Origin of the sequence: Rhodopseudomonas sp. NSM (assembly GCF_052445935.1) — a bacterium.
Lineage (GTDB): Bacteria > Pseudomonadota > Alphaproteobacteria > Rhizobiales > Xanthobacteraceae > Rhodopseudomonas.
The window spans coordinates 213,034-236,416 of sequence record NZ_JBQTCH010000009.1; the positions used below are offsets into that span (position 1 = coordinate 213,034).

Consider the following 23,383-nt stretch of genomic DNA (forward strand, 5'->3'; position numbering starts at 1 on the left):
GGAATCCTATAGTGGTTTCGGCGCGACCCGCCAAATCCCGGCCGGGTCAGGGAACACAACATGACGTCATCGATCGGCTCGCACCTCTCGCGGGACAGTGTGCCGCGGACCTATCCGTCGCGCGCCGCGGTCACCGGCTGGATCCTGTTCGACTGGGCGGCGCAGCCCTATTTCACGCTGATCACCACCTTCATCTTCGCGCCCTATTTCGCCACTTACGTCGCGCCCGACCCGGCCACCGGGCAATCGCTGTGGGGCTTCGCGACGGCGGCGAGCGGCCTCCTGATCGCCTTGGCCTCGCCGATCCTCGGCGCGGTCGCTGATGCGAGCGGCCGACGCAAGCCTTGGATCGCGGTGTTCGGCGCGATGCTGGTGATTGGTTCGTCACTGATGTGGTTCGGCCGGCCGGGCGATGCCGACGTGATCCTGCCGCTGCTGATCGCCTACGCGATCGCGACCATCGGGGTCGAATTCGCCACCGTGTTCAACAATGCGATGATGCCCAATCTGGTGCCGCCGGAGAAGATCGGCCGCCTGTCCGGCACCGGCTGGGCCACCGGCTATGTCGGTGGCATTCTCGCGCTGATTCTCGTGCTCGGCTTCCTCGCCGCCAATCCGCAGACCGGCAAGACCCTGATCGGCGTCACACCGCTGTTCGGGCTCGACGCCGCGAGCCACGAGGGCGACCGCATCACCGGCCCGCTCACCGGGCTGTGGTTCATGGTGTTCGTGCTGCCGATGTTTCTGCTGACGCCGGATTTTCCCGCCAAGCTGTCTGTGAAGGCGGCGGTGCGCGAGGGCCTGCGCGAATTGGGCGAGACGCTGCGCGACCTGCCGCACCGGCGCTCGCTCGCCTCCTTCCTGCTCGCCAACATGATCTACACCGACGGCCTGGTCTCGCTGTTCGCGTTCGGCGGCATCTACGCCACCGGCACGTTCGGCTGGGGCACTATCCAGATCGGCAGCTTCGGCGTGATTCTGGCGATCGCCGCGACCTTCGGCGCCTTCATCGGCGGCCGGCTCGACGACGCGCTCGGATCGAAGCGCGTGATCGCCGGATCCATCGTGCTGCTGCTGATCGCGATCTGCGGCATCCTGCTGATCGATCCGTCGCACATCCTGTTCGTCGAGGTGACGCCGCCGCAGCCCGGCGGCGCGCTGTTCGCCGCACCCGCCGAGCGCGCTTATTTGCTGCTCGGCTGCCTGATCGGCATCGCCGGCGGGCCGCTGCAGGCGGCATCGCGCACGCTGCTGATCCGGATCGCGCCGCGCGACCGGATCGCGCAATATTTCGGCCTGTTCGCGCTGACCGGAAAAGTCACGTCGTTCGTCGGCCCCTTGCTGATCGCCACCGTCACCGCCATCACCGCCAGCCAGAAGGCCGGCATGGCGGTACTGGTGCTGTTCTTCGTCGGCGGCCTGACGCTGCTGACGAGGGTGCGGGATTAGTTAGGGGCACCGCCTCTCCCACAACAATCGTCGTCACCCGCGCAGGCTGGTGATCCAGTCCGGCGGCGCGCCGCCGATATTCACCGCAACCGCCCTGGAATACTGGGTCGCCCGCATGCGCGGGCGATGACGGTGGTTGAGTTGATGAACTAACAACACCCGCAGCCTGCTCCCTCGCCCCGCGCTTGCGGGGAGAGGGCTGGGGTGAGGGGCGACGCGGGCACTGAGGCTCGGCTGCGCGGAGACGCCCCCTCACCCGACCGGCTACGCTGCGCTTCGCCGGCCGACCTCTCCCCGCGCGCGGGGAGAGGTGAAGGATGCTCAGTGCCGGAAATGCCTGGTCCCGGTGAACACCATCGCGATGCCGGCTTCGTCCGCGGCCTTGATCACTTCGTCGTCGCGCACCGAGCCGCCGGGCTGGATCACCGCGGTGGCGCCGGCTTCGATGCAGGCCAGCATGCCGTCCGCGAACGGGAAGAACGCGTCCGAGGCCACCACCGACCCCTTGGTCATCGGCGCGGCCAGCTTCAGCTCGGCGGCTGCATCCTGGGCTTTACGCGCGGCGATGCGGGCGGAATCGACACGGCTCATCTGGCCGGCGCCGATGCCGACGGTGGCGAGATCCTTGGCGTAGATGATGGTGTTGGACTTGACGTGCTTGGCGACCCGGAACGCGAATTTCAGGTCGCGCAGCTCGGCCTCGGTCGGCTGCCGTTTGGTGACGACCTTGAGCGCCATGTCGTCGACCACGGCATTGTCGCGCGACTGCACCAGCAGCCCGCCGGATACGCTCTTGTAGGTCAGGCCGGCGGCGCGCGGATTCGGCAGGCTGCCGGCCAGCAGCAGCCGCAGATTCTTCTTCGCCGCGACGATCGCGATCGCTTCCTCGGTCGCCTCGGGCGCGATGATCACTTCGGTGAATATCTCGACAATCGCGCGCGCGGCTTCGGCGTCGAGCGTGCGGTTCAGCGCGACGATGCCGCCGAACGCCGACGTCGAATCGCAGGCCAGCGCCTTGCGATAGGCGTCGAGCAGGTTTGAGCCTTCGGCGACGCCGCAGGGATTGGCGTGCTTGACGATGACGCAGGCTGCGGTGCGCTTGGCGTCGAATTCGCCGACGCATTCATAGGCCGCGTCGGTGTCGTTGATGTTGTTGTAGGACAGTTCCTTGCCCTGCACCTGCCGCGCGGTGGCGACGCCCGGGCGCTTCTCCGGCGTGGCGTAGAACGCCGCGGTCTGATGCGGGTTCTCGCCGTAGCGCAGGCTCTGGATCAGCCGGCCGCCGACGGCGCGGAAATCCGGCGCGTCGGTCTTCAATTGCTGCGCGAACCAGTTGGAGATCGCGGCGTCATAGGCCGCGGTGCGGGCATAGGCCTTGGCGGCGAGCCGCTTGCGCAAGCCGTGCGAGGTGGCGCCGCCATTGGCCGCGAGCTCGTCGAGCACCGCCTGATAGTCGGAGGACTCCACCACCACGGCGACGTCGTCGTGGTTCTTCGCCGCCGCGCGGATCATCGCCGGGCCGCCGATGTCGATATTCTCGATGCAGTCCTCGTAGGAGCCGCCTTTGTCGACGGTGGCCTCGAACGGATACAGATTGACCACCAGCAGGTCGATCTGGGCGATGCCGTGCGCCGCCATCGCCTGCTTGTGCTCGTCATTGTCGCGGACCGCGAGCAGGCCGCCATGCACCTTCGGGTGCAGCGTCTTGACCCGGCCGTCCATCATCTCGGGAAAGCCGGTGATCTCGGAGACGTCCTTGACGGGCAGCCCGGCCGCCGCGATCGCCTTGGCGGTGCCGCCGGTCGAAACCAGCTCGACACCATGTCCGGCCAGCGCGCGGGCGAAATCGATCAGCCCCGATTTGTCGGAAACGGACAACAGAGCGCGGGTCACGCGGCGCGGAAGATCGGTCATGGGAAACGTCCTGTGGCGGGAAAACGCCCGCCTAGCACGGTTTTCCGCGCGATGAAACCGGCCAAAACGGCGGGTCTGGGGCCCGCCTGCGGCATTCGACGCTACAGCGGCAATTCCGGCTCGCGGCGGGCGGCGCGACGGGCGGAAGTCTGCTGCGGCGAAGTATTGGAGCGGATGAAGCTCCAGCGGATGTTCGGCGCCTCGATCGAATTCTGCCGGATCACGATCTGGGTGGTGCGGCGCGGCCCGTCATTGCCGGCCAGGAAGACGCTGTCTTCGAGATCGACCTTGTCGTCGAGCGCCTCGAAGGTCCAGACCTCGCGATTGGGCAGCACCAGCATCACGCCATGCGCGTCGCCGAGCCGGCTCGCCTTGATCGACGGGTGCAGATGGAAGCGGATCGCGTAGTCGGCCTGCCCGGCGCGATGGCGGCCGCCCTGCGCCGGCGACAGCGTGTCCTCGCCGTCGACCCTGGAGCCGTCGTGCTTCACCATGATGACGCGCTGATGGATCACTCCGAACCTGTCGCGATAGCCGTCATGCGAAGTGGTCAGCAGAACCCCGTTGGCGACCGCCTCGCGGCGGTTGTCGACCCGCGTCGGACCGCTGACGATCGGTGCGCCCTGCAGCAGTCGCTTCATCGACGAGCGCTCGACGAATTGGCAGGACGAGGTGTCGTGGCAGGTGACGGTGGAATGCGCCGCGGTCGAGCGCGCGAAGCCGCGCCAGCTCTCGCGGTTGGTGCCCGGCATCCCGCAATTGGTGACGATCCGGCACTGCCCCGACGACAGTTCGAACGACAGGCAGCCGGCATGGGCGTCCTGGCTGACATTGGCCGGCGGCGGCAGTCCGGCGTCGGCGATCACCAGCGTCGAACCGGCGTCGATGCGCTGATAGCCGGAATGCGGCATGCTCGGCATCGGAATGCCGTGGCTGTCGTCATAGGCGAGCAGCGTCGCCAGCAGATCCGACGGCGTGCCGCTCATGCCGTTGAACAGCGCGATGTTGCCGTCGCCGTGGCGGAAGAACCGCAGCATCGGCATCATCCGATCGATCGCGTTCAGGAGCGCCGGCGGCGGCGCGATGTTTCGCGCGGCAAACGTCTGGCGCAACGGCAACAGGTCGATCAGCAGTTCGATCAGCGCGCCGGGATTGCGCGAGAAGTGCCCGCCGTCCGGCAGGATCTGGCGCTGCAATTCGTCGGACAACCGCTTGGTCGCGGCGCGGATGTTGCGCGCCTGATTGGCGAGGCAGAGCGCCGCGTAGCACAGCGCGATCATCACCTGCAGCCGCGCCACGCCGTCCGGCACGTCGAGCAGCGCGTAGCGCAGCGCGCGGATCTCGCGGGTCAGGCCGCGCAGATAGCGGCGATAGAATTTGCCGTCGGTGTCGCCGAGCACCAGCGGCGCCTGCGACAGCAGCGAGATCACCCGCCGCGCCATCACGTCCGGGCGGCGGCCGACGGTGCGGTTGCGCGCCATGTTGCCGAGCCAGTCGTCGACCAGCGAGCGGGCGTTGGCGCGGGTGATCGCGGTGTCGGCGGCGCGCAGATGGCGTAGCCAGCCGAAGCCGAACAAAGCGGCTTCCCAATCGTCCGACGGCGGCTCCAGATCGAAGATCGAGCGGCCGTGGCAGGTGACGATCTTGCCGGCGAACACGAAGCGCCCGGCATAGATCTCGGCGGCCCGGGTGGCGTCGGCGGTGCGCAGATCGTGCGGGGCGATGATCAGCCGGTCGGTGCGGCCGGGCCACAGCCGGGACAGCGCCACCGATCCGCCGGAGGCGCGCGCCACCATGTTCCGCGCGAAGCGGCCCACGATCAGGCTCGAGATCCGTCTGCGGTGGGCGGGTGACACGCGTGCTAATGCCCCGGGGTCATACAGCGCATCGACGGCCTGCTGCGGCCGTCGGGCTGCGGGTTTCAGATTCAGCAAGACGTCCGCGACCTTCGCGGTCCAAAGCGGCTTTGTCTGAAACAGCTCTGCGGGCATCTGCGCGGCGGAGGCGAAAGGGTGTTGTGAACCAAAGCAACCTCGGATTAACGAAAATTCGTTTCAAATCCTTTTAATCCGGAATTGACCATGCACACACCCTGCTGTTGGGCGGGGTGTGGACGAGCGACCTTCCGCGCACCCAGACGGGCGCCCGGCATCGAATTTCAAAGCGATTACAGGGACTTCGTCAGACGTGCGGCGTAGAACCCGTCGAACCCCGCGAGCCTCGGATCGGCATGGGGCAGATGCGACGGCAGCGTCCGGACGTCGCCATCCGCGGTGACGATCTCAGCCAGGCCGGCGACCTCGGCGGGCTCCACCGGGACGCGTCGCATCCCGGGCTCGGCATCGAGCAGCGCGCCGACCACCTGCTCACCCTCCTCGGGCTCCAGCGAACAGGTGCAATAGACCAAGGTGCCGCCGGGCTTGAGCAGCGCGACCGCCTTCTGCAGCAGCCGGCCCTGCACCGCCGACAACGCGCCGATGTCGCTCTCCTGCTTCAGCCAGGCGACATCGGGATGGCGGCGGATGGTGCCGGTCGAGGCGCAGGGCGCGTCGATCAGCACGCCGTCGAAACTGCCGGGCGCATCACTGCGCCATTCGGTGGCGTCGGCGACGCTGGTCTCCGCTTCGAGCGCCAGCCGCGCCAGATTCTCCCGCAGCCGCGCCACCCGCGCCGGCGAGCGGTCGATCGCGCTGACCCGCGCGCCGGCCTGCGCCAGTTGGGCGGTCTTGCCGCCGGGCGCAGCGCAGAGGTCGGCGACCGATTTGCCGGCAAGATCGCCGAACAGCCGCACCGGCAACGCGGCGGCGGCGTCCTGTACCCACCATTGCCCGTCCTCGAAGCCCGGCAGCATCTTCACCGAGCCCTGCAGCAGCGTCCTCACCGTGCCGGTCGGCAGCCTTTCGCCATACAATCGCCCCGCCCAATGCTCGGCATCGGATTTCACCGTGATGTCGAGCGAGGGTTCGTGGCTGATCGCCAGCGCGATCGCCTTGGCGGCGTCCTCGCCATAATGCGCGCGCCACCGCGCCATCAGCCATTCCGGCACATCGAGCGCCTGACCGGCCGCGGCGTCGATCAAAGGCTGCCCTTCACGCGCGCAGCGCCGCAGCACCGCGTTGACGAGGCCGGCATATTTCGCAGCACGACGGTCGGATTGTACCAGCCGCACCGACAGATCGACGGCGGCGTGATCCGGCACGTCCATCCACAGAATCTGCGCGGCGCCGATCAGGAGCGCGCTCTTGGCGCGCGGCGCATCGGTCGGGACGCCGCGATCGAGCATCCGCGCCAAAAGGTGTTCGAGCGTGCCGAGCCGGCGCAGGATCGTCGCCACCAGCCGGCGCATCAGCGCGCGGTCGCGATCCGGCAACGTCTTGAGCCCGGGATGTGCGGCGGGACCTTCGAGCTGGTCGTCGAGCATCCGGCGCTTCTGCAGGACGCCGTCCAGGATGTCGGCGGCGATCCGGCGCGCTGCCAATCCGGGCACCTCCGACGGCTGTGCGAATCTTGGAGCAGGCATGGATTGAGGGTATCACATTGGAGGGGATGATGCCGCGCGCGAGGCGGCGCGAATCCAGCGATGGATGGCAGGTGAATATGCCGATTCTAAGAATCGCCGCGACGCCGCCGCGTTGTGCTGACATAGACCAAACGATCGAACCGCGCGCAATGAAAGGCCAGGCCGATGACGAAATCTGATCTGCAGACCATGCCGGCCGCGCCGACCGAACCGCCGCGCAAGGAACTTCCCGACGCAGCGAAGCGCGCGCTGGCCGAAGCCGAGGCGCGACGCGTCGAAGCCGCGCAACACGCCGCGGCGCGCGCGAAGGAGTATCAGGGTCCGAAGGGCCCCGAGCCGACCCGCTACGGCGACTGGGAAGTCAAAGGCATCGCGTCGGATTTCTGACGCGGGCAAATTCACCCGGCATTGCTGTCGCACATCTCCGATCGCGGTGATCTGTCGATCGTGACTTGCTGGGCGAGACGACTCGCGTTATCGTAGGAATATGTCCCCACGATTTAGAACAAACCCGGCACGAATCGCGCGACTGCCCTGGCGCGGGCGGCTGCGGTCGATCTGGCCCTGGGTGTTCGTGCTCGGCGTCGCGGCCGGGACGATGCTGCCGGCGCGGCATTGGGTGCAGTGGCCGTGGTCGACGACCGATTTGCAGGCGATCAGGAACGACAGCGAGACGGTGTGGCGGCGGGCCGGGAATCCCAGCGTGCGGCATCCGGTCGACGTGCTCTACACGATCGACGGCGACACGTTCGAGGCGCGGGTGCATCTGTGGCCGGGGACGGACCTCGCGACCCGGGTCCGGCTGCGCGGCATCGATGCGCCTGAACTCAAGGCGCAATGCGCGCAGGAGCTGAAGCTGGCCGAGGCCGCGGCCGGCGCGCTGCGCGAGGTGCTGCGCCAGGGCGAGGTCGCGATCTACAATATCGGTCCCGACAAATATCAAGGCCGCGTCGTCGCCGACGTCGCCACCAGGCGCACACCCAATGTCTCCGCCGCGCTGATCGAGGCCGGTTACGCCCGCGCCTATGGCGGCGGACATCGCAACGGCTGGTGCAGCGGGCGCTGACGCGCCGCCGATCGCGGCCGCTCAGACGGCGACGGCCGCAAAGCCGACGCAGGCCCTGCCGATCTCGGCGACGTGGCGGTGATCGGTGCCGCAGCAGCCGCCGAGGACCCGCATGGTCGGATAGTTCTGCCGCAGCGCCCGGTAGCGCCGGCCGAGATCCGCCGGATCGCCGGCATCGAGCGTGGTCGAATCGTCGAGCTCGGCGTGGCTTTTGGTCGAGGCGTTGGCGCGGACGCCCTGAACCCGCCGCATCCACGGCGCGTCGGCCGACAGCGCGTGTTCGAAGTGCGCCGGATGGGCGCAGTTGATCATGTAGTAGGCCGGCGACGCATCGGTGGCGGCGTCGACCGCCTCGATCGCATCGCCGAGCACGCCCCCGCTGGCCAGCCGGCCGTCGGTCTCCACGGTGAAGGAAATCACGCAGGGCATCGCGGCCGCCTTGGCGGCACGGGCGATGCCGGTGGCCTCGCCGACGCTTGTCAGCGTGTAGGCAGTCACCATGTCGACCTCCGAGGCGGCGAACGCCTCGATCTGCGGCCGGTGATACGCCTCGGCCTCGTCGGCGTCGATGGCGCTCGACTTGTAGCCGTCGCCGCGCGGGCCGATCGCGCCGTTGAACACGCACGGCATGTCCGGGCTTTCCCAACGCGCGCGCAGCGGCGCCAGCAGTTCGACAGCGGCGAGGTTGACGGCGCGCAGCGCGGCGGCGTCGTAGCCGAGACGGGCGCCCCAATCGGCATTGGCACGCCAGGTCGGGGTGTCCAGCACGAAGCCTGTGCGCTGCTCGCGAGCGATCGTCAGATAGGTCTCGTAGTAGCGCTCGAGCCGGGCGCGACCGTCGGCCGAACCGAGCAGGACGAAAGAGGCGAAATGCGGCAGGTCGATCCCCTCCTGGAAGATCAGTGTGGTTTCCATGCCGCCGTCGGTGAGAAACAATCCGTCGCGACATTGCGGCAGGCGGTGTCGATACTTGGCCATGGGCATCCTCCGGGATGTGAATTTCCGAGTTGCGCGACGGGGCGCGCGCGGCTCGAATGACCGGATTGGTGCCGCAATCAGCCGCAGCGAACCAGCCGACTCGCGGTGCACTGAACCGCTGCCCTTGAAACGCGACATAGAACAAAGGCTTGGGCCAACGCCGCGGCGGCGATGCCGGCACTGGCCGCAGCGCCCGGCACGAAAACCGCACCGCCGGTCAAGTTTTCTGGAGGACGCGATGGCGAAAGGCGCAGTCACTCGCGAGCGCATCCTGGAAATCGCCGAAGCCGCCGTGCTCGCCAAGGGCTTCGGCGCGACCTCGATCGAGGAAGTGATCGCCGAAGCCGGGCTCACCAAGAGCGGCTTCTTCTATCACTTCCGCGACAAGAACGAACTCGCGCGGGAAATGCTGCGGCGCTATGTCGAGAGCAACGACCGGCTGTTCGACGACGTGTTCGCACGGGGCCGGCAATTGTCCGACGATCCGCTGCAGGCGTTTCTTATCTCGCTGAAGCTGCTCGCCGAAGTGATGGCCGATCTGCCGAGCGGCCATCCCGGATGCCTGATCGCCAGCATCTGCTATCAGGAGCGGCTGTTCGACCGCGAGGTCCGCGAACTGACGGCGCAATCGGTGCTGAGCTGGAATGCGCGCTTCCGCGCGATCCTCGACGGCATCGCCGCGGTGCATCCGCCGCGCGAGCCGGTCGAGCTCGGCGACCTCGCCGACATGCTGTCCTGCGTGGTCGATGGCGGCATCATAATGTCGAAGACACTGAACGATCCGCGCCGGCTGGAGCGACAGATCCTGACCTTCAGGATCTGCGTGAAGCTGATCTTCGCGCCGCCGATCAACTGACTAGCGGCTTTGCTCCGGTTCCGCGCCGAGCCCGAGCGCTTCGGCCATCACCCGGAACACATCGGTGTTCTCCATCGAGCCGCGAACCCGGTCGCTGCCCGGCCCCGCCGCGGTGAGGATCACGTCCTCGCCGGAATGCACGCTGGCGTTCATCATCGCCGGCAGATTGCCGAGCCGCAGCACCGCCCCCGGCACGGCCTTGTACTTCTCGTTGGCCTTGAAGGTGCCGGGCTTGTCGCCGGCTTCGGTCGGCTGGTTCGGGCCGTCGAGCTTCGGCCGCAGCGTCTCGTAGTGATCGGGCAGGCTAGCCGAGAAGATCGCCAAGCGGCGACTGACGTCGACGCGGTCCGGATAGCCGTCCTTGTCGGGCGCCGGGTAGTTCGGGAACCCGGCCCTCTGATACACGCCGATGCGCTCGCGCAGCGGCACGTTCTCGCCCTCGGCGAGGTCGTCGCGCACGGTGCCGACCAGCGCGTTGGGATGGTTGTGATCGGCGACCACCAGGATCAGCGTGTCGTCGCCGCGTGCCCGGGCCCAGTCACGCGTTTGCCGCACCGCATTGTCGAGCATGATGGTGTCGTAGACCGCGCGCTCCATGTCGAGCGCGTGGGCGTATTTGTCGATCATGCCGGATTCGACCATCAGGAAGAAGCCGGCTTCGTTCTTCGACAGCACATCGAGCGCGACCGCGACCTGCTCTGTCAGATCGGGCTGATCCGGATTCTTCGCGACGCCGCCGCCTTTCAGGAAGCGGCGATCGAGCACGCCGTCCATATTGCCGGGCGCGAACAGGCCGAGCAGTTTTCGCGTGTCGGGCTTGCCGGCCGCGGCCAGCTCGGTCGCACTGGTGGCGACCGCGTAGCCGGCGTCGCGGAACTTCGCCAGATAGTCGACGTCGTCCTTGCGCTTGCCCTGCGCGCTCTTCGGCAGGAAATACGCGGCGCCGCCGCCCATCAGCACCTCCGGCTTGGCATCGAGGAATTGCGCGACGATGTCGTCGTAGGCGGCGCGGCGGCGGGTATGGGCGATCACCGCCGCCGGCGTCGCGTCTTCGACCTCGGTGTTGGTGACGATGCCGATCGACAGCCCGAGCCGCCGCTTGGCCAGCGAGGCCAGCGTCTCGACCCTGGGATCGTCGAGCGGGCTGGCGGTGCGGTCGGCATAGACGCCCATCGCATTGACCGCGGCCTTGTGGCCGGTCGCATAGGCGCTGGCGGCATTGGCGGAATCGGTGATGATCGAATCGCTGCCGGCGGTCGACACCAGCGCCATCTGCGGCATGTCGTCGATCGCCAGCTTGCCGCCGGCGCGGCCTTCCTTGATTCCCTTCGACAGCAGCCGCGCCGCGACGCGATGCGCCGGCGACAGCCCGTCGCCGATGAACAGGATGACGTTCTTGGCCTTGCGCGGCCCGGTGTCGTACACCGTCCAGCCGACGCTGCGGCGGCTGGCGCCGTCGCCGGCCTCGATCGTGTAGGCGCCGGGCTTCTCCAGCACGACATCGCGCAGCAGCAGCGCCGATTGCGGCCGGCCGTCCTCGCGCGCGATCAGCTCCGGCGCCTTGCCGAACACGGTGGCTGCATCCGCGCCGTTGATCGTGAGCGTCGCCTTGTCGGGCGCGACCTCGCCGCGGAACTCGACCTTGAGGTCGAACCGCGCGCCGGCGAGAATTTCGGCGCGGTCGATCGGATAGATCGTCTGCGCCGAGGCGGACGAAATCAGCACCAGCAAGGCAACAAAGGGGGCGACGAAACGCATCATGGGAACGGCTCCGGATCGGAGCGCGGACCGTATGGGCGGCAAATGACGGTTCGATGACGGTGTTTAGCAGCGGCAGTCATTCCGGGACGCGCGCAGCGCGACCCCGGAATGACTGTGAAGGCCCTCAGCCCTTGTCGTTCTCGAGCTTCGGGATGTGCGAGCCCTCGCCGGCCGACAGCAGGCCGGCTTTGGCGAAGATATCCAGCTTGGCGCGGGTGTCGGCGATGTCGAGGTTGCGCATCGTCAGCTGGCCGATGCGATCGGCAGGCGTGAACGGCGCGTCCTCAACCTTCTCCATGCTGAGCCGCTCGGGCGCATAGGTCAGGTTCGGGCTCTGCGTATTCAGGATCGAGTAGTCGTTGCCGCGGCGCAGTTCCAGCGTCACCTCGCCGGTGATGGCGCGCGCCACCCAGCGCTGCGCGGTCTCGCGCAGCATCAGCGCCTGGGAATCGAACCAGCGGCCCTGATACAGCAGCCGGCCCAGCTTCATGCCGCTGATGCGGTACTGCTCGATGGTGTCTTCGTTGTGGATGCCGGTGACGAGGCGCTCATAGGCGATGTGCAGCAGCGCCATGCCGGGCGCCTCGTAGATGCCGCGGCTTTTGGCCTCGATGATGCGGTTCTCGATCTGGTCGCTCATGCCGAGGCCGTGGCGGCCGCCGATCGCATTGGCCTCGAGGAACAGCGCGACCGGATCGGCGAAGGTCTGGCCGTTGAGCGCCACCGGCTGGCCCTCCTCGAACCGCACGCTGACGGTCTCGGCCTTGACGGCGCAATCGTCGCGCCAGAACGGCACGCCCATGATCGGATTGACGATCCTGATGCCGCTGTCGAGGTGTTCGAGATCCTTCGCCTCATGGGTGGCGCCGAGCAGATTGCTGTCGGTCGAATACGCCTTTTCCGAACTCATCTTGTAGGCGAAGCCGGCGGCGGTCATGAACGCCGACATCTCGGCGCGGCCGCCGAGTTCGTCGATGAACTGCTGATCGAGCCAGGGCTTGTAGATCCGCAGCTCCGGGTTGGTCAGCAGCCCGTAGCGGTAGAACCGCTCGATGTCGTTGCCCTTGTAGGTCGAGCCGTCGCCCCAGATGTTGACGCCGTCTTCCTTCATGGCCGACACCAGCATCGTGCCGGTGACGGCGCGGCCGAGCGGCGTGGTGTTGAAATAAGCGATGCCGCCGGTCGAGACATGGAAGGCGCCGGCCTGGATCGCGGCGATGCCCTCGTGCACGAGCTGGGAGCGGCAATCGACCAGACGGGCCTTCTCGGCGCCGAACTCCATCGCCTTGCGCGGAATCTCGTCGTAGTCGGCCTCGTCGGGCTGTCCGAGATTCGCCGTATAGGCGAACACACGGGCGCCCTTCTGCTTCATCCACAGCAGCGCCGCGCTGGTGTCGAGCCCGCCCGAAAACGCGATGCCGACGTTTTCACCTTTGGGCAGGCTTTTCAGAATCGTACTCATGGGACTTCCAATCGGCTGGGGCGGTTTGCGGCGCGAATATCAAACTTCGTGCCGACGGGCACGCGTTTTCATTGCGACGGGCCTGGTGAATGTCGCTCAGACCGCGGGCGCGGGCGTCGGTGCCGGCCCGACATCGCGGCCGCGGCGCTTCTGCCGCCACCGATACAGCGGCCAGAACGCCCGGGTCAGCGCCGCGTCGACACCGGCATCGGTGGTCCGGCTCCAGGCCCAGCGATAGATCAGCGCGTAGAGCAGCCAGATCACCAGGAATGTGACGAGGCCCGCGATCGCCACGTCGGTGAAGAAATGCCCGCCGAACGCGATGCGCAATCCGCTGGTGACGGTGCCGAACACGAAGGCGGCCGCATAGGCGTAGGGCCGCACCGCGGGCGGCGTCAGCGCCGCGGGCGCGAAGGTCCAGTACGCCGTCGCGCCCTCGCCGGAGAAGAACGAACAGTTCTTCGGGCAGGCGCCGCGCGGGTCCCACCACGCCTTGAACTGCCACGGGCCGTTGAATTCGGCGACCGCGGCGGGGCGCGGCCGGCCCCAATGGGTCTTGAAGGTCAGATTGGTGAGGATGCCGGCCGACAGCGTGATCGAGATCAGCAGGAACGCGACGGTGCGGCCCGGCATCACCAGCGGCCGGTCCGGGCGCACCATCTTGAACACCAGCGCGAAGATCGACGGCGCGGCGATCGCCCAGGCGATCCACATCGCCAGATTGCGCAAGAATTCGAGATCCTGGTCCAGACGCATCGGGAAAGTCTTGGCGGCGGGATCGTAGAACAGCCCGGCCAGCCACAAATCCAGCCCCGGGAAAAGCCCGAACACCAATCCGATCGCAGCGAACAGCGCCAGCGCGATGACAAGTCCCGTACGGTTCATGGCGGGGGTTTAACCGAGGCGGCGGGGGATGAAAAGGCGGGCGGCCGGCGTTCGCGAAGCTGCGGCTGCGGCTCGCGGTCTCAGGGCGCCGGTGGAGATGGCGGGACTTGCGGCGCCGGAGCCGGTGGGGCCGGCGGACGGTCATGCTGCGGCAGCGGCCGCCGCGGCGGGTCGCGCCACAGGCCGGCATTGCGGCCGGCGATCAGCCAGTAGACCAGCCCGCCGATGATGCCGGCGCCGGTCATGATTTCGAGATGCCGCCGCACGATGCCGTCGAACTGCAGCGTGCCGGGGTCGAACGGCACCAGCCCGAGATAGCAGCCGACGCCGACCAGGCCGCCGCCGATCGCATAGGCCAGTGCGCTGCGGATCGAAAACGCTTCGGTCACCAGCACGACGATCAGCGCCGGCAGCAATGCGAATCCGGATACGAAGATGAAGCCGAACCCCATGACGATATTGAGCGCATCGGGATCGAGCGGGCCGCCGGCGAGGTCGCTCAGTTCGGGAAACAGCATCGTGCCGACCACCACGAGCCCGGCCGCGAGGCTGGCGAACAGGAAGCCGAAGGCGATGGCGAACAGCCGGCCGATCAGCGACACCACGATCTCCACGAGGCTTCGCCGTCATCCTGAGGTGCGAGCTCTTGCGAGCCTCGAAGGATGACTTCGCACGCGCATCCTTCGAGGCGCACCGCAAGCGCGGCGCGCACCTCAGGATGACGCTGGTCAGGGCGCGCCCGCATCAATCCGTCATCGCCATGGCGCGGAGCGCGTCGCGTTCGCGGACCGAGAGCTTTTCGGTCTCCGACTTCAACTGGCCGCAGGCGGCCAGGATATCTCTTCCGCGCGGGGTGCGGACCGGCGAGGAATAGCCGGCGTTGAAGATGTATTCAGAGAATTTCTCGATCTGGTCCCAATCCGAGCACTCGTATTTCGAGCCGGGCCACGGGTTGAACGGGATCAGATTGATCTTGGCCGGAATGCCCTTCAGCAACTGCACCAGCCGCCGCGCATCGTCGAGCGAATCGTTGACGCCTTTCAGCATCACATATTCAAACGTGATGCGGCGCGCATTCGAGGCGCCGGGATAGTCGCGGCAGGCCTGCAGCAGTTCCTTCAGCGGATATTTGCGGTTCAGCGGCACCAGTTCGTCGCGCAACTCATCCCGCACCGCATGCAGCGAGATCGCCAGCATCACGCCGATTTCCTCGCCGGTGCGGATGATGTTCGGCACCACGCCGGAGGTCGACAGCGTCACCCGCCGCCGCGAGATGCCGATGCCCTCATTGTCGGTGACGATCAGCAGCGCGTCGCGCACCGCCTCGAAATTGTACAGCGGCTCGCCCATGCCCATCATCACCACGTTGGTGACCAGGCGGTTGCCGTTCGGGGTCTCGCGGTCGATCCAGTCGCCCAGGCGGTCCCGCGCCACCATCACCTGGCCGACGATTTCGCCGGCGGTGAGGTTGCGCACCAGCCGCTGGGTGCCGGTGTGACAGAACGAGCAGTTCAGCGTGCAGCCGACCTGGCTGGAGACGCACAGCGTGCCGCGGTCGGTCTCCGGGATGTAGACACACTCGACCTCGTGAGCCTTCTGCACGTCGTCGCCGCTCGGCAGCCGCAGCAGCCATTTGCGGGTGCCGTCATTGGAGATCTGCTCGGCCACCACTTCGGGCCGGTCGACCGTGCAATGCTCCGCCAGCGTCGCCCGCATCTCCTTGGAGACGTTGGTCATTTCGGCGAAATCGCGAGCGCCGCGGACATACATCCAGTGCCACAGCTGCTGCGCCCGCATCTTGCGCTGCGCCGGCGCCACGCCGATCGCGCCGAGCCGCTCGGCCAGTTCGGCGCGCGACAGCCCGATCAGCGACGGCTTGGCCGGCGGAACGTAGGTCTCCAGCGGAATCTTTTCGAGCGGGGCGGCGGATGCAGCGAGGGTCATGGCGGTCCGGTTCAGGCGGGCCGACACGCCCGCGTCAAGCACAGCAGCCTCATCCTGAGGAGCGGCCGGAGGCCGCGTCTCGAAGGATGAGCTGAGTTACAAACCTCATGGTTCGAGACGCCCGCTGACGCGGGCTCCTCACCATGAGGCACAGACGCGAGCGTCCGCGTCACGAAATCATCCGTCAGATAGGCTTTTTCGACGGTTCTGCAAAGCCGCGAATCGGGGCAGCCGCCCCGCTCAGCCGCCGCAGTTCTGCGCCACCTTGTCGAGCGCCTGGGCCAGGCCCTTCAGCGAAAACGAGTCGGTGGTCGCGGTTCCCTTGGTGGAAACGCCCTTGACGGTGACCTCCGCGCCCTTGCGCAGGGCCTCGACCAGACGGTCTTCCTCGGCGGCATTCTTGATCCAGAGGCCATCGCCCTGGGTATACATCGCGAACGACGCGCCGCCGACTTCCATGGTCGATTCCGAGCCCGGCTTCAGCGGATAGCCGATCATCACCGAAACCTCGTTGACCACCTTTTCGGCCGGGCGGGTCGAGATGAAGGTATAGGCCGGATCGCGCGGCCGGTTCGGCGGGTTGGTCTTGGACGACGACGGCTTGGCGAGCACGAAGCAGACCCGCTTGCCGTTCGGCGTCGCCATATAGGCACCCCAGCTGCCGAACTGGCCGATCAAAGTCGGCTCCGGGCTGTTGGACGCCGCGGCGGCCGATTCCGGCTTGGCAGGCGCGCCCTTCGACGCCGGACGCGCCTGTGCGGCGCTGCCCGCACCCCACAGCATCGCCCCCGCAACGGCGGCAATCAAAATTCGCCTCGCACTCATGGACAATTCCGTCATGGGCAAGTCTGGTCCCTCATCATTGTGACTGCAAAATGGCTTGTGGGATCCGGCTAGTCACCGGCCCCCGAATAACCGGGATGGCCGATTCTGGAAAGCCGTCGAAACAACGCTTCGGGCGCTTTCACCATCATCGCAGGTATCTGCCGTACAGTCCGGGGGTCGCCGCCGTGCGCCGGGTGACAGCGGCATTGCGCTCGGCGCGGGCCGAAACCGATTGTCCGGGGCGACCAAATCCGGCAAGAACGCCCGACAACCAGAAACAAACCTCGTACCCGGGTGGATTCATGAAGGCGATACTCTGCCAGCAATATTGCGGTCCCGACGATCTCGTTCTGACCGAGGTCCCCGATCCGGTCGCCGGCCCCGGCGAAGCGGTGATCGCGATCAAGGCGGCGGCGCTGAATTTCTTCGACATCCTGATGATTCAGGGCAAGTACCAGATCAAGCCGCCGTTCCCGTTCTCGCCCGGCGCCGAAGTCGCCGGCGTGATCGAGAGCGTGGGCGACGGCGTCACCGATCTGAAGGTCGGCGACCGCGTGGTGGCGTCCTGCGGCCACAATGGCGCGCGTGAGAAGATCGCGCTGCCGGCCTCGGCGATCATCAAGATCCCGGATAACCTCGACTACGACCGCGCCGCCGGCATCATCATCATCTACGGCACCGCGCTGCATGCGCTCGACGATCGCGCCAGCCCGAAGCCGGGCGAGACCCTGGCCGTGCTCGGCGCCGCCGGCGGCACCGGACTTGCGGCCTGCGAACTCGGCAAGCTGATGGGCCTCAAGTTGATCGCCTGCGCGTCATCCGACGAGAAACTGGAATTCGCCAAACAGCACGGCGCCGAACTGACGCTGAACTACGCCAAGGAAGACCTCAAAGAGGGCCTGAAGAAGCTGACCGGCGGCAAGGGCGTCGACATCATCTTCGATCCGGTCGGCGGCAGCTACGCCGAAGCCGCGTTGCGCGCGATCGCCTGGGAGGGCCGCTTCCTGGTGATCGGCTTCGCCGCCGGCGACATCCCGAAAATGCCGCTCAACCTCGCGCTTCTAAAGGGCTGCGATATCCGCGGCGTGTTCTGGGGGGCGTGGACCAAGATCAACCCGGCCAAACACCGCGCCAATCTGGAAAAGCTTCTGCAATGGGCGGCCGACGGCAAGATCACCTCGCAGGTCGACCGCACCTTCCCGCTGGCGCAGACCGCCGACGCGCTGAAAGTCCTCGCCGGCCGCCAGGCGATGGGCAAGGTGATCCTGCATCCGTGAGAATGCTGAATCGTAGGGTGGGTTAGCGCGCAGCGCGTAACCCACCGATTCAGGTCGCCGCGCGAAGATGGTGGGTTACGGCGCAAGAGCGCCTAACCCACCCTACGCGTGATCGCGTTACGCTGGCGTCAACTCCGGCCTCGTAGCCGCGGCGGGCTCGCTTGCGACCGGTTGCGCGCTAGCCAGCAATCCCGGCACCAGCGCTTCGGCGGCATTGGCGCCGGAGATCACCACCGCTTCGACCCCGGCACCGATATTGCCGCCGCCGGCGATCACCAGATTGCGCAGCGGGGTCTTCGAGCCCTTCAGCTGCCCCGCTTTGGACATTCCGTAGATCGCGCCGAAGCTCGCCCAGTCGTAACGGGCGTAGGTCACCGGGCTGGCGTCGGTGCGATAGACGATGTGCTGCGACAGTCCCGGGATCGCGGTCTCGGCGGCAGCGATCATGCGATCGCCGAATTCGTCCTTGCGCCGCAAGTAATCGGCAGAGCGCCGCCATTCCCTCCAATCGTTGCCGCCGCCCTCGGGCGGAAACCAGCTCCGCGCCTCGTCGTGCGGCACCAGCGCGATCAGCGACAGGATCGAATGCCCCGGCGGCGCGGCGGTGGAATCGCATTTCGACATCATCGCGATGCCGAGCTGCATCGGCGCGTGCAGATGCGTCGAGGGACCGAGCGCCGGCACGAAATCGACGCCGAGATGCACGCTGAAGCAGGAATTCGCCGGCGCCGCGGCGGCAATTTTATCGCGAAAGCCACGCGGCAGCGCGGCCGGCGGCACCAGCTCCAGCAACGTCCGTTTGAAGTCGGCGTTCGACACCACGGCGCGGGCGCGCACCGTCTCGCCTGTGGCGAGCACCACGCCGGCTGCACTGCCATTTTCGACGATGATCTGCTTCACCGCGGTCTTCAGCCGTACCTCGCCGCCACGCGCCGTGATCGCCTCGACCAGCGCATCGGCGACGACGCCGGAACCGCCGCGCGGATAATAGCCTCCGTGGAAGTAGTAGCCGAAGATCGGCACCATCCGGGCGCAGCTCGGCGGCTCGCTGCCGTCGCCGATATAACCCGCCAGCCCGTCGATGACCGCGACCACCGCCGGATCGCGGACATGCGCGGCGACCAGTTCGGCGAACGGCCGATCCATCCATTTGCAGGCGTGCGGATGCGCGCGCGGAAACGCCAGCAATTCGTCGATCGTCGACGGCGGTCCGGGGACGCCGCCGCGGCCCGCCGCGGTCGAGAACATGTCGTCGAAGATCGCCTTGATCTCCTCGAACAGCGAACTGATCCCGGCCGCGCTGCCGGGAAACCGCTCGCCGAGCACGCGGACATAGTCGCGCCAGTCCGCCGGCACGTCGATCGCGCCGCTCGCGGTGTGGAAGCTCTGCGTCACCCGCTCCCAGACGATGCGGTCGGCGACGCCGAGCCGCCGCAGCAGCATGTTGAACGGGCCGCCCGGCTGCACGCCGGAGAAATCGTGCGGCCCGGCGTCGAAGCGGTAAAGCACCGGCTTGTTGAGATGATGCGCCTTGCGCAGATACGTATGGCAATAGCCGCCGGCGACGACGTGCTGGTCGAACACCTTCACGTTCAGGCCGGCATCGGCGAGCAAGGCTGCGGCGGTGAGCCCGCCGATGCCGGCGCCGATCACCGCGACGTCGCAATCCGCCTCGGTGTCACGCGCGAAGGACGGCGCCGGCCAGCGATAGGTTTCGCCCGAAGCGGTCAGCCGCTGCAGGACGAAGCGGACCGCCAGCTTCGGCCCTAAGATCGAGATCAGCGCGCCGACGATGACGAGCGCGGCGATCACTTCGCCCGTCGCCCCGACATGGCGGCAGGCGGCGATCGCGGCGAACAGCACGGCCCACAACGCGGTGATCGCGGCGTTGATGACGAAGAACTGCGGCGTGCCGGCATTGTCCGGATAGGCGGCGCGGGCGTAGTCCGAGGTCCACGGCCGCCGCGCCAAGAGGCTCGCCACGCTGATCGCGGAAAGTCCCGCGAACGACAGCCACAGCGCGCTCGCCGCCGTGAGATCGGGCGCGACGAGCAGCATCCCGCCGAGGCCGAGAAACAGCACCAGCCCGCCGGCCTCCAGCACGAACATTTCGTGGCGCCACGCCCGCCAGGCGTTACCGGCGAGCGAGAGCGCGAGCCCCGCGCCGATCGCCGAGTCGACGTAGCCCATGGCCAGCAGCGCCCAGAACGACGCGAACGGCACCAGCACCAGTTTCACGGTCAGGAACGTCTTCATCGCGGCCTCCGCGGTCGGAATCATCGCCGGTGGCTACGCCGGAGCCATTGAGCGGCCGCAACATTGACGCCGCCGACGCTTCCGGTACCATCGGGTACCAGACCTTATCACAATCGGTACCGATTGGTACCATCAATCGCCAATCTGCGACGAAAACGCCTAACCGCATGAATGAGAAACAAAAAATAGCCGACGACCCGCGCCGCGGGGCGATCCTGCAGGCAGCGTTCGACGTCTTCGTCGAAAGGGGCTTCGAGGCAGCGACCACCGCCGAGATCGTCCGTCGGGCGAAAACCTCGAAGCGGACGCTGTACGCATTGTTCGCCAGCAAGCAGGACATCCTGACCGCGCTGGTGCGCTACGGCAGCCAGAAGCTGCAGCCGTCGCCCGCGTTGCCGGAGCCGCAGAACCGCGCCCAGTTCCTCGCCGTGCTGGAGCAGTTCGGCCGCGGCTTTCTCCGCGAATTCCTGCATCCCGAGCGAACCGCGATGTATCGCCTCGCGATCGCCGAAGCCGGACGCGGCGGCGCGCTGGTGGCGCGCGAACTCGACGCCAACGGGCGGCAGCCCGTGATGCGGGCGGCGACGCAGTTCTTCGATCAGGCCGCGGCGCGCGGCATCGTCCGGCGCGAGGAGATCGCGACGCTGCTCAGCGTGTATTTCTCGGTGTTGATCGGCTTCGCGCAGTTGCAGACGCTGCTCGGCACCGAGCCGCCGCTCGGCTTGGAGGCGATCGCACAGCGCGCCGCACTGGCGACGCGGGCGATGGAACAGATGATGCAGCCGGACAATTCGGACAGCTAGGGCGGATCGCGACTAAGCCTCTTCCAAGCCACGCTGCATCGCCGCCCGCGCCGCTTCGCGATGCGCCGGGGTGATGTTGCTCGCGACCATGCGCAGCGCGGTGGCGAGGATCGCGGCGTCGTCGGTGAATCCGAGGATCGGCAGGATGTCCGGCATGAAGTCGAACGGCAGCACGAAATAGGCGATGGCGCCGAGCAGCGCGACCTGGACATGCCGCGGCGTCTGGCGGTCGAACGCGCAGTAATAGGCGGCGAGGATGTCCTCGGCGAACGGCAGATGCGCCGCGACCCGCTTGATCTTGTGCCAGAACCGGCGGCGCACGGTCTCGGGATCCTGCGCGAGCTTGTCGGCCGGCTCGAAGCCAACGCTGTGTTCGGTGGTCATCGCGTCCCCTCCGCGCGTGCGGAAATGCAGTCGTCCTTGCCCTTCCATTTGGTGATCAGGACGCCCCGCCGCAACCTGGGCGGAACCTCACGCGATGCCGAATTGCGCCGCGATCGCATTCATCGCCGTCGCCAGTGCAATGTCGCGTACCGTGACGCCGCCGGCGTCGTGGGTGGTCAGCACCACCTCGACGGTCTTGTAGACGTTGCGCCATTCCGGGTGATGGTCGGCCTTCTCGGCGACCAGAGCGGCGCGAGTCATGAAGCCGAACGCCTCGTTGAAATCCTTGAACACGAAGCTGCGCGCGATCGCATCGCGGCCCTCGACCTCGTTCCAGCCTGGTACGCCCTGCAGCGCCTGCTGCCGCTCCTTGCCCGTCAGCCGCTCGACCATGCCGCTCTCCTCACGTCAAGTTTATCGGGCGGACCCGTTCCGCGCCAACTCGGCCACAAAGGGCGAGCCAGATGTTCGTCTGCGCCGCTTCACCATAACGGGCGGAGCAGCAAAACGGAAAGTCTCGCACGGCGATGGAACTGCTATGATGGGGCTGTGACCGGGATGGATTTCAAGCGACTGTTTGCCCGGTCGATGGACGAGCCCGAACCGGTGGACCCGTTGCTGCATGCGTCTCCGCGCCCGGTGCGGCGGAGAACGACGCTGATTTCGCTGGCCGCCATTCTGGCGCTGGTCGGCACCATCAGTGCTGCCTATTATTTCGCGATGCGGCCGGCGACGCTGAAGATCGCAGTCGGCCCGCAGGCCAGCGACGATCTGCGCCTCGTTCAAGGGCTGGCGCAGGTTTTCGCGCGCGAGCGCAATATCGTCCGGATGCGGCCGATCGTCACCGACGGGCCAGCGGCCAGCGCCGCGGCGCTGAAATCCGACGCCACCGATCTCGCAGTGATCCGCGGCGATCTGCCGGTGCCGCGCAACGCCCGTTCGGTCGCGGTGCTGCACAAGAACGTCGCCGTGCTGTGGGCCCCCGGCAGAGCTGCGACCGGCAAACGCAAGAAGGCCGCGGCCGCCGGTATTACCAATATCACCCAACTGGCCGGCAAGCGCGTCGGCGTGATCGGCCGCACCGAAGCCAATGCGGGGCTGCTCGAGGTCATCCTGCGGCAATACGGCGTCGACCCGGCCAGGGTCGAGAACGTGCAGCTCGCGGTCGGCGAGGTCGCCGAAGCGGTGCGCGCCCGCAAGGTGGATGCCTTGCTGGCCGCAGGACCGCTCAACAGCAAGGTGATCGGCGAGGCGCTGGCCGCCACCGCACATTCCGGCCGGGAGCCGGTTTTCCTCGGAATCGATTCGTCGGAAGCGCTCGCCGCCAACCATCCGTCCTATGAATCGGCGTCGATCCCGGCCGGCGCCTTCGGCGGCGCACCCGCGCGGCCGGAGACCGACGTCAAGACCATCAGCTTCTCGCATTATATCGTGGCGCGCGACGGCGTCTCCGACAGCACCATCGCGAGCTTCACCCAGCAATTGTTCACGGCGCGCCAGACCGTGATGACCGAGAACCCGCTGGCCGCGAAGATCGAGACTCCCGACACCGACAAGGACGCGGTGATCCCGGTACAGGCCGGCGCCGCCGCCTATGTGGACGGCGAGGAGCGCAGCTTTCTCGACCGCTACAGCGACCTGATCTGGTTCTCGCTGATGGGCCTGTCGGCGACCGGCTCGCTCGGCGCATGGTTCGCCAGCTATCTGCGCAAGGACGAGCGCAACAGCAACGTCTCGCAGCGCGACCGGCTGCTCGACATGCTGGCCGCGGCGCGGCGCTGCGACGCGCAGGACGAACTCGACGCGATGCAGACCGAAGCTGATGCGATCCTGCGCGACGCGCTGAACTGCTACGAGAACGGCGGCATCGACAGCGCGGCGCTGACCGCCTTCAGCATCGCGCTGGAGCAGTTCCACAACGCCGTGGTGGATCGCAAGATGCTGCTGGCGGCACTGCCGCCGCCGCAGCCGATCCGCCCGGCGCGGCCGCAGGTGGTGTGAGC

General features: G+C 67.4%; 19 protein-coding genes and 1 pseudogene. 7 read left to right on the forward strand and 13 right to left on the reverse strand.

The annotated features are described in order from the left end of the window. Positions 1–24 precede the first annotated feature (24 nt). A pseudogene (locus ACTZWT_RS21450) lies at positions 25–1,449 on the forward strand (MFS transporter); the annotation flags it as partial. A gap of 321 nt (positions 1,450–1,770) precedes the next feature. On the opposite strand, the gene purH reads toward ACTZWT_RS21450, so the two are convergent. The 3 genes from purH to ACTZWT_RS21465 form a co-directional block, all read right to left on the reverse strand. Further along, positions 1,771–3,363 (reverse strand): bifunctional phosphoribosylaminoimidazolecarboxamide formyltransferase/IMP cyclohydrolase, encoded by a 1,593-nt coding sequence (gene purH, locus ACTZWT_RS21455; RefSeq protein ID WP_444771704.1) that lies wholly within the window; start codon positions 3,361–3,363, stop codon positions 1,771–1,773. A gap of 101 nt (positions 3,364–3,464) precedes the next feature. Beyond that, the gene (locus ACTZWT_RS21460) at positions 3,465–5,219 is read right to left on the reverse strand and encodes a heparinase II/III family protein (protein ID WP_444771705.1); all 1,755 of its coding nucleotides are present in this window, start codon (positions 5,217–5,219) and stop codon (positions 3,465–3,467) included. 311 nt (positions 5,220–5,530) lie between these two features. Continuing rightward, complete coding sequence (locus ACTZWT_RS21465) at positions 5,531–6,883, reverse strand: RsmB/NOP family class I SAM-dependent RNA methyltransferase (protein ID WP_444771706.1); 1,353 nt, start codon at positions 6,881–6,883, stop codon at positions 5,531–5,533. A 165-nt stretch (positions 6,884–7,048) separates the two neighbouring features. Between ACTZWT_RS21465 and ACTZWT_RS21470 the strand changes: the two genes are divergently transcribed. Both ACTZWT_RS21470 and ACTZWT_RS21475 read left to right on the forward strand, forming a co-directional pair. Continuing rightward, positions 7,049–7,270 carry a DUF1674 domain-containing protein gene (locus tag ACTZWT_RS21470; protein WP_444771707.1) on the forward strand — a complete coding sequence of 74 codons (222 nt, stop codon included), beginning with the start codon at positions 7,049–7,051 and terminating at the stop codon, positions 7,268–7,270. Positions 7,271–7,370: 100 nt separating this feature from the next. Further along, the gene (locus tag ACTZWT_RS21475; protein ID WP_444771708.1) at positions 7,371–7,949 is read left to right on the forward strand and encodes a thermonuclease family protein; all 579 of its coding nucleotides are present in this window, start codon (positions 7,371–7,373) and stop codon (positions 7,947–7,949) included. A 21-nt stretch (positions 7,950–7,970) separates the two neighbouring features. Here the strand turns inward: ACTZWT_RS21475 and ACTZWT_RS21480 are convergent, their stop codons facing one another. Then, the gene (locus tag ACTZWT_RS21480) at positions 7,971–8,927 is read right to left on the reverse strand and encodes a homocysteine S-methyltransferase family protein (protein ID WP_444771709.1); all 957 of its coding nucleotides are present in this window, start codon (positions 8,925–8,927) and stop codon (positions 7,971–7,973) included. 238 nt (positions 8,928–9,165) lie between these two features. Here ACTZWT_RS21480 and ACTZWT_RS21485 point away from each other — a divergent pair, with 238 nt between their 5' ends. After that, on the forward strand, positions 9,166–9,783 hold the full coding sequence (locus ACTZWT_RS21485) for a TetR/AcrR family transcriptional regulator (protein WP_444771710.1): 618 nt from the start codon (positions 9,166–9,168) through the stop codon (positions 9,781–9,783). Here the strand turns inward: ACTZWT_RS21485 and ACTZWT_RS21490 are convergent, their stop codons facing one another. The 6 genes from ACTZWT_RS21490 to ACTZWT_RS21515 all read right to left on the reverse strand — a co-directional run bounded on the left by ACTZWT_RS21490 (position 9,784) and on the right by ACTZWT_RS21515 (position 16,660). After that, positions 9,784–11,544: an alkaline phosphatase gene (locus tag ACTZWT_RS21490; protein ID WP_444771711.1), complete on the reverse strand. Its 1,761-nt coding sequence runs from the start codon at positions 11,542–11,544 to the stop codon at positions 9,784–9,786. A gap of 124 nt (positions 11,545–11,668) precedes the next feature. Continuing rightward, positions 11,669–13,006 (reverse strand): argininosuccinate synthase, encoded by a 1,338-nt coding sequence (argG, locus tag ACTZWT_RS21495; RefSeq protein WP_444771712.1) that lies wholly within the window; start codon positions 13,004–13,006, stop codon positions 11,669–11,671. Between the two features lie 96 nt (positions 13,007–13,102). Continuing rightward, positions 13,103–13,891 (reverse strand): phosphatase PAP2 family protein, encoded by a 789-nt coding sequence (locus tag ACTZWT_RS21500; protein ID WP_444771713.1) that lies wholly within the window; start codon positions 13,889–13,891, stop codon positions 13,103–13,105. Positions 13,892–13,971: 80 nt separating this feature from the next. Further along, positions 13,972–14,493, reverse strand: a complete 522-nt coding sequence (locus ACTZWT_RS21505) for a hypothetical protein (RefSeq protein WP_444771736.1) — start codon at positions 14,491–14,493, stop codon at positions 13,972–13,974. 142 nt (positions 14,494–14,635) lie between these two features. Continuing rightward, positions 14,636–15,835 (reverse strand): 23S rRNA (adenine(2503)-C(2))-methyltransferase RlmN, encoded by a 1,200-nt coding sequence (rlmN, locus tag ACTZWT_RS21510; RefSeq protein WP_444771714.1) that lies wholly within the window; start codon positions 15,833–15,835, stop codon positions 14,636–14,638. 240 nt (positions 15,836–16,075) lie between these two features. Beyond that, positions 16,076–16,660, reverse strand: coding sequence for an invasion associated locus B family protein (locus ACTZWT_RS21515; RefSeq protein WP_444771715.1), 585 nt, complete (start codon positions 16,658–16,660; stop codon positions 16,076–16,078). A gap of 302 nt (positions 16,661–16,962) precedes the next feature. Here ACTZWT_RS21515 and ACTZWT_RS21520 point away from each other — a divergent pair, with 302 nt between their 5' ends. Continuing rightward, positions 16,963–17,937, forward strand: coding sequence for an NADPH:quinone oxidoreductase family protein (locus ACTZWT_RS21520; RefSeq protein WP_444771716.1), 975 nt, complete (start codon positions 16,963–16,965; stop codon positions 17,935–17,937). A 117-nt stretch (positions 17,938–18,054) separates the two neighbouring features. On the opposite strand, the gene ACTZWT_RS21525 is transcribed toward ACTZWT_RS21520, so the two are convergent. Next, positions 18,055–20,193, reverse strand: a complete 2,139-nt coding sequence (locus ACTZWT_RS21525) for a phytoene desaturase family protein (protein ID WP_444771717.1) — start codon at positions 20,191–20,193, stop codon at positions 18,055–18,057. A gap of 167 nt (positions 20,194–20,360) precedes the next feature. Here ACTZWT_RS21525 and ACTZWT_RS21530 point away from each other — a divergent pair, with 167 nt between their 5' ends. Then, entirely contained in the window at positions 20,361–20,996 is a 636-nt protein-coding gene (locus tag ACTZWT_RS21530) for a TetR/AcrR family transcriptional regulator (RefSeq protein WP_444771718.1), read from the forward strand. Between the two features lie 12 nt (positions 20,997–21,008). On the opposite strand, the gene ACTZWT_RS21535 is transcribed toward ACTZWT_RS21530, so the two are convergent. Next, positions 21,009–21,380 (reverse strand): YkvA family protein, encoded by a 372-nt coding sequence (locus ACTZWT_RS21535; protein WP_444771719.1) that lies wholly within the window; start codon positions 21,378–21,380, stop codon positions 21,009–21,011. Between the two features lie 87 nt (positions 21,381–21,467). Continuing rightward, a complete protein-coding gene (locus ACTZWT_RS21540) occupies positions 21,468–21,773 on the reverse strand; it encodes a 4a-hydroxytetrahydrobiopterin dehydratase (protein ID WP_444771720.1) in 306 nt (101 codons plus the stop codon). Between the two features lie 165 nt (positions 21,774–21,938). Between ACTZWT_RS21540 and ACTZWT_RS21545 the strand changes: the two genes are divergently transcribed. Beyond that, entirely contained in the window at positions 21,939–23,381 is a 1,443-nt protein-coding gene (locus tag ACTZWT_RS21545) for a TAXI family TRAP transporter solute-binding subunit (protein ID WP_444771721.1), read from the forward strand. Positions 23,382–23,383 lie beyond the last annotated feature (2 nt).

What these genes read in the sequence shown, in the direction of transcription:
- purH (WP_444771704.1), bottom strand. Translation starts at nt 3,363, where the DNA reads ATGACCGATCTTCCGCGCCGCGTGACCCGCGCTCTGTTGTCCGTTTCC.
- ACTZWT_RS21465 (WP_444771706.1), bottom strand. Translation starts at nt 6,883, where the DNA reads ATGCCTGCTCCAAGATTCGCACAGCCGTCGGAGGTGCCCGGATTGGCA.
- ACTZWT_RS21470 (WP_444771707.1), top strand. Translation starts at nt 7,049, where the DNA reads ATGACGAAATCTGATCTGCAGACCATGCCGGCCGCGCCGACCGAACCG.
- ACTZWT_RS21475 (WP_444771708.1), top strand. Translation starts at nt 7,371, where the DNA reads ATGTCCCCACGATTTAGAACAAACCCGGCACGAATCGCGCGACTGCCC.
- ACTZWT_RS21480 (WP_444771709.1), bottom strand. Translation starts at nt 8,927, where the DNA reads ATGGCCAAGTATCGACACCGCCTGCCGCAATGTCGCGACGGATTGTTT.
- ACTZWT_RS21485 (WP_444771710.1), top strand. Translation starts at nt 9,166, where the DNA reads ATGGCGAAAGGCGCAGTCACTCGCGAGCGCATCCTGGAAATCGCCGAA.
- ACTZWT_RS21490 (WP_444771711.1), bottom strand. Translation starts at nt 11,544, where the DNA reads ATGATGCGTTTCGTCGCCCCCTTTGTTGCCTTGCTGGTGCTGATTTCG.
- argG (WP_444771712.1), bottom strand. Translation starts at nt 13,006, where the DNA reads ATGAGTACGATTCTGAAAAGCCTGCCCAAAGGTGAAAACGTCGGCATC.
- ACTZWT_RS21500 (WP_444771713.1), bottom strand. Translation starts at nt 13,891, where the DNA reads ATGAACCGTACGGGACTTGTCATCGCGCTGGCGCTGTTCGCTGCGATC.
- rlmN (WP_444771714.1), bottom strand. Translation starts at nt 15,835, where the DNA reads ATGACCCTCGCTGCATCCGCCGCCCCGCTCGAAAAGATTCCGCTGGAG.
- ACTZWT_RS21515 (WP_444771715.1), bottom strand. Translation starts at nt 16,660, where the DNA reads ATGAGTGCGAGGCGAATTTTGATTGCCGCCGTTGCGGGGGCGATGCTG.
- ACTZWT_RS21520 (WP_444771716.1), top strand. Translation starts at nt 16,963, where the DNA reads ATGAAGGCGATACTCTGCCAGCAATATTGCGGTCCCGACGATCTCGTT.
- ACTZWT_RS21525 (WP_444771717.1), bottom strand. Translation starts at nt 20,193, where the DNA reads ATGAAGACGTTCCTGACCGTGAAACTGGTGCTGGTGCCGTTCGCGTCG.
- ACTZWT_RS21530 (WP_444771718.1), top strand. Translation starts at nt 20,361, where the DNA reads ATGAATGAGAAACAAAAAATAGCCGACGACCCGCGCCGCGGGGCGATC.
- ACTZWT_RS21535 (WP_444771719.1), bottom strand. Translation starts at nt 21,380, where the DNA reads ATGACCACCGAACACAGCGTTGGCTTCGAGCCGGCCGACAAGCTCGCG.
- ACTZWT_RS21540 (WP_444771720.1), bottom strand. Translation starts at nt 21,773, where the DNA reads ATGGTCGAGCGGCTGACGGGCAAGGAGCGGCAGCAGGCGCTGCAGGGC.
- ACTZWT_RS21545 (WP_444771721.1), top strand. Translation starts at nt 21,939, where the DNA reads ATGGATTTCAAGCGACTGTTTGCCCGGTCGATGGACGAGCCCGAACCG.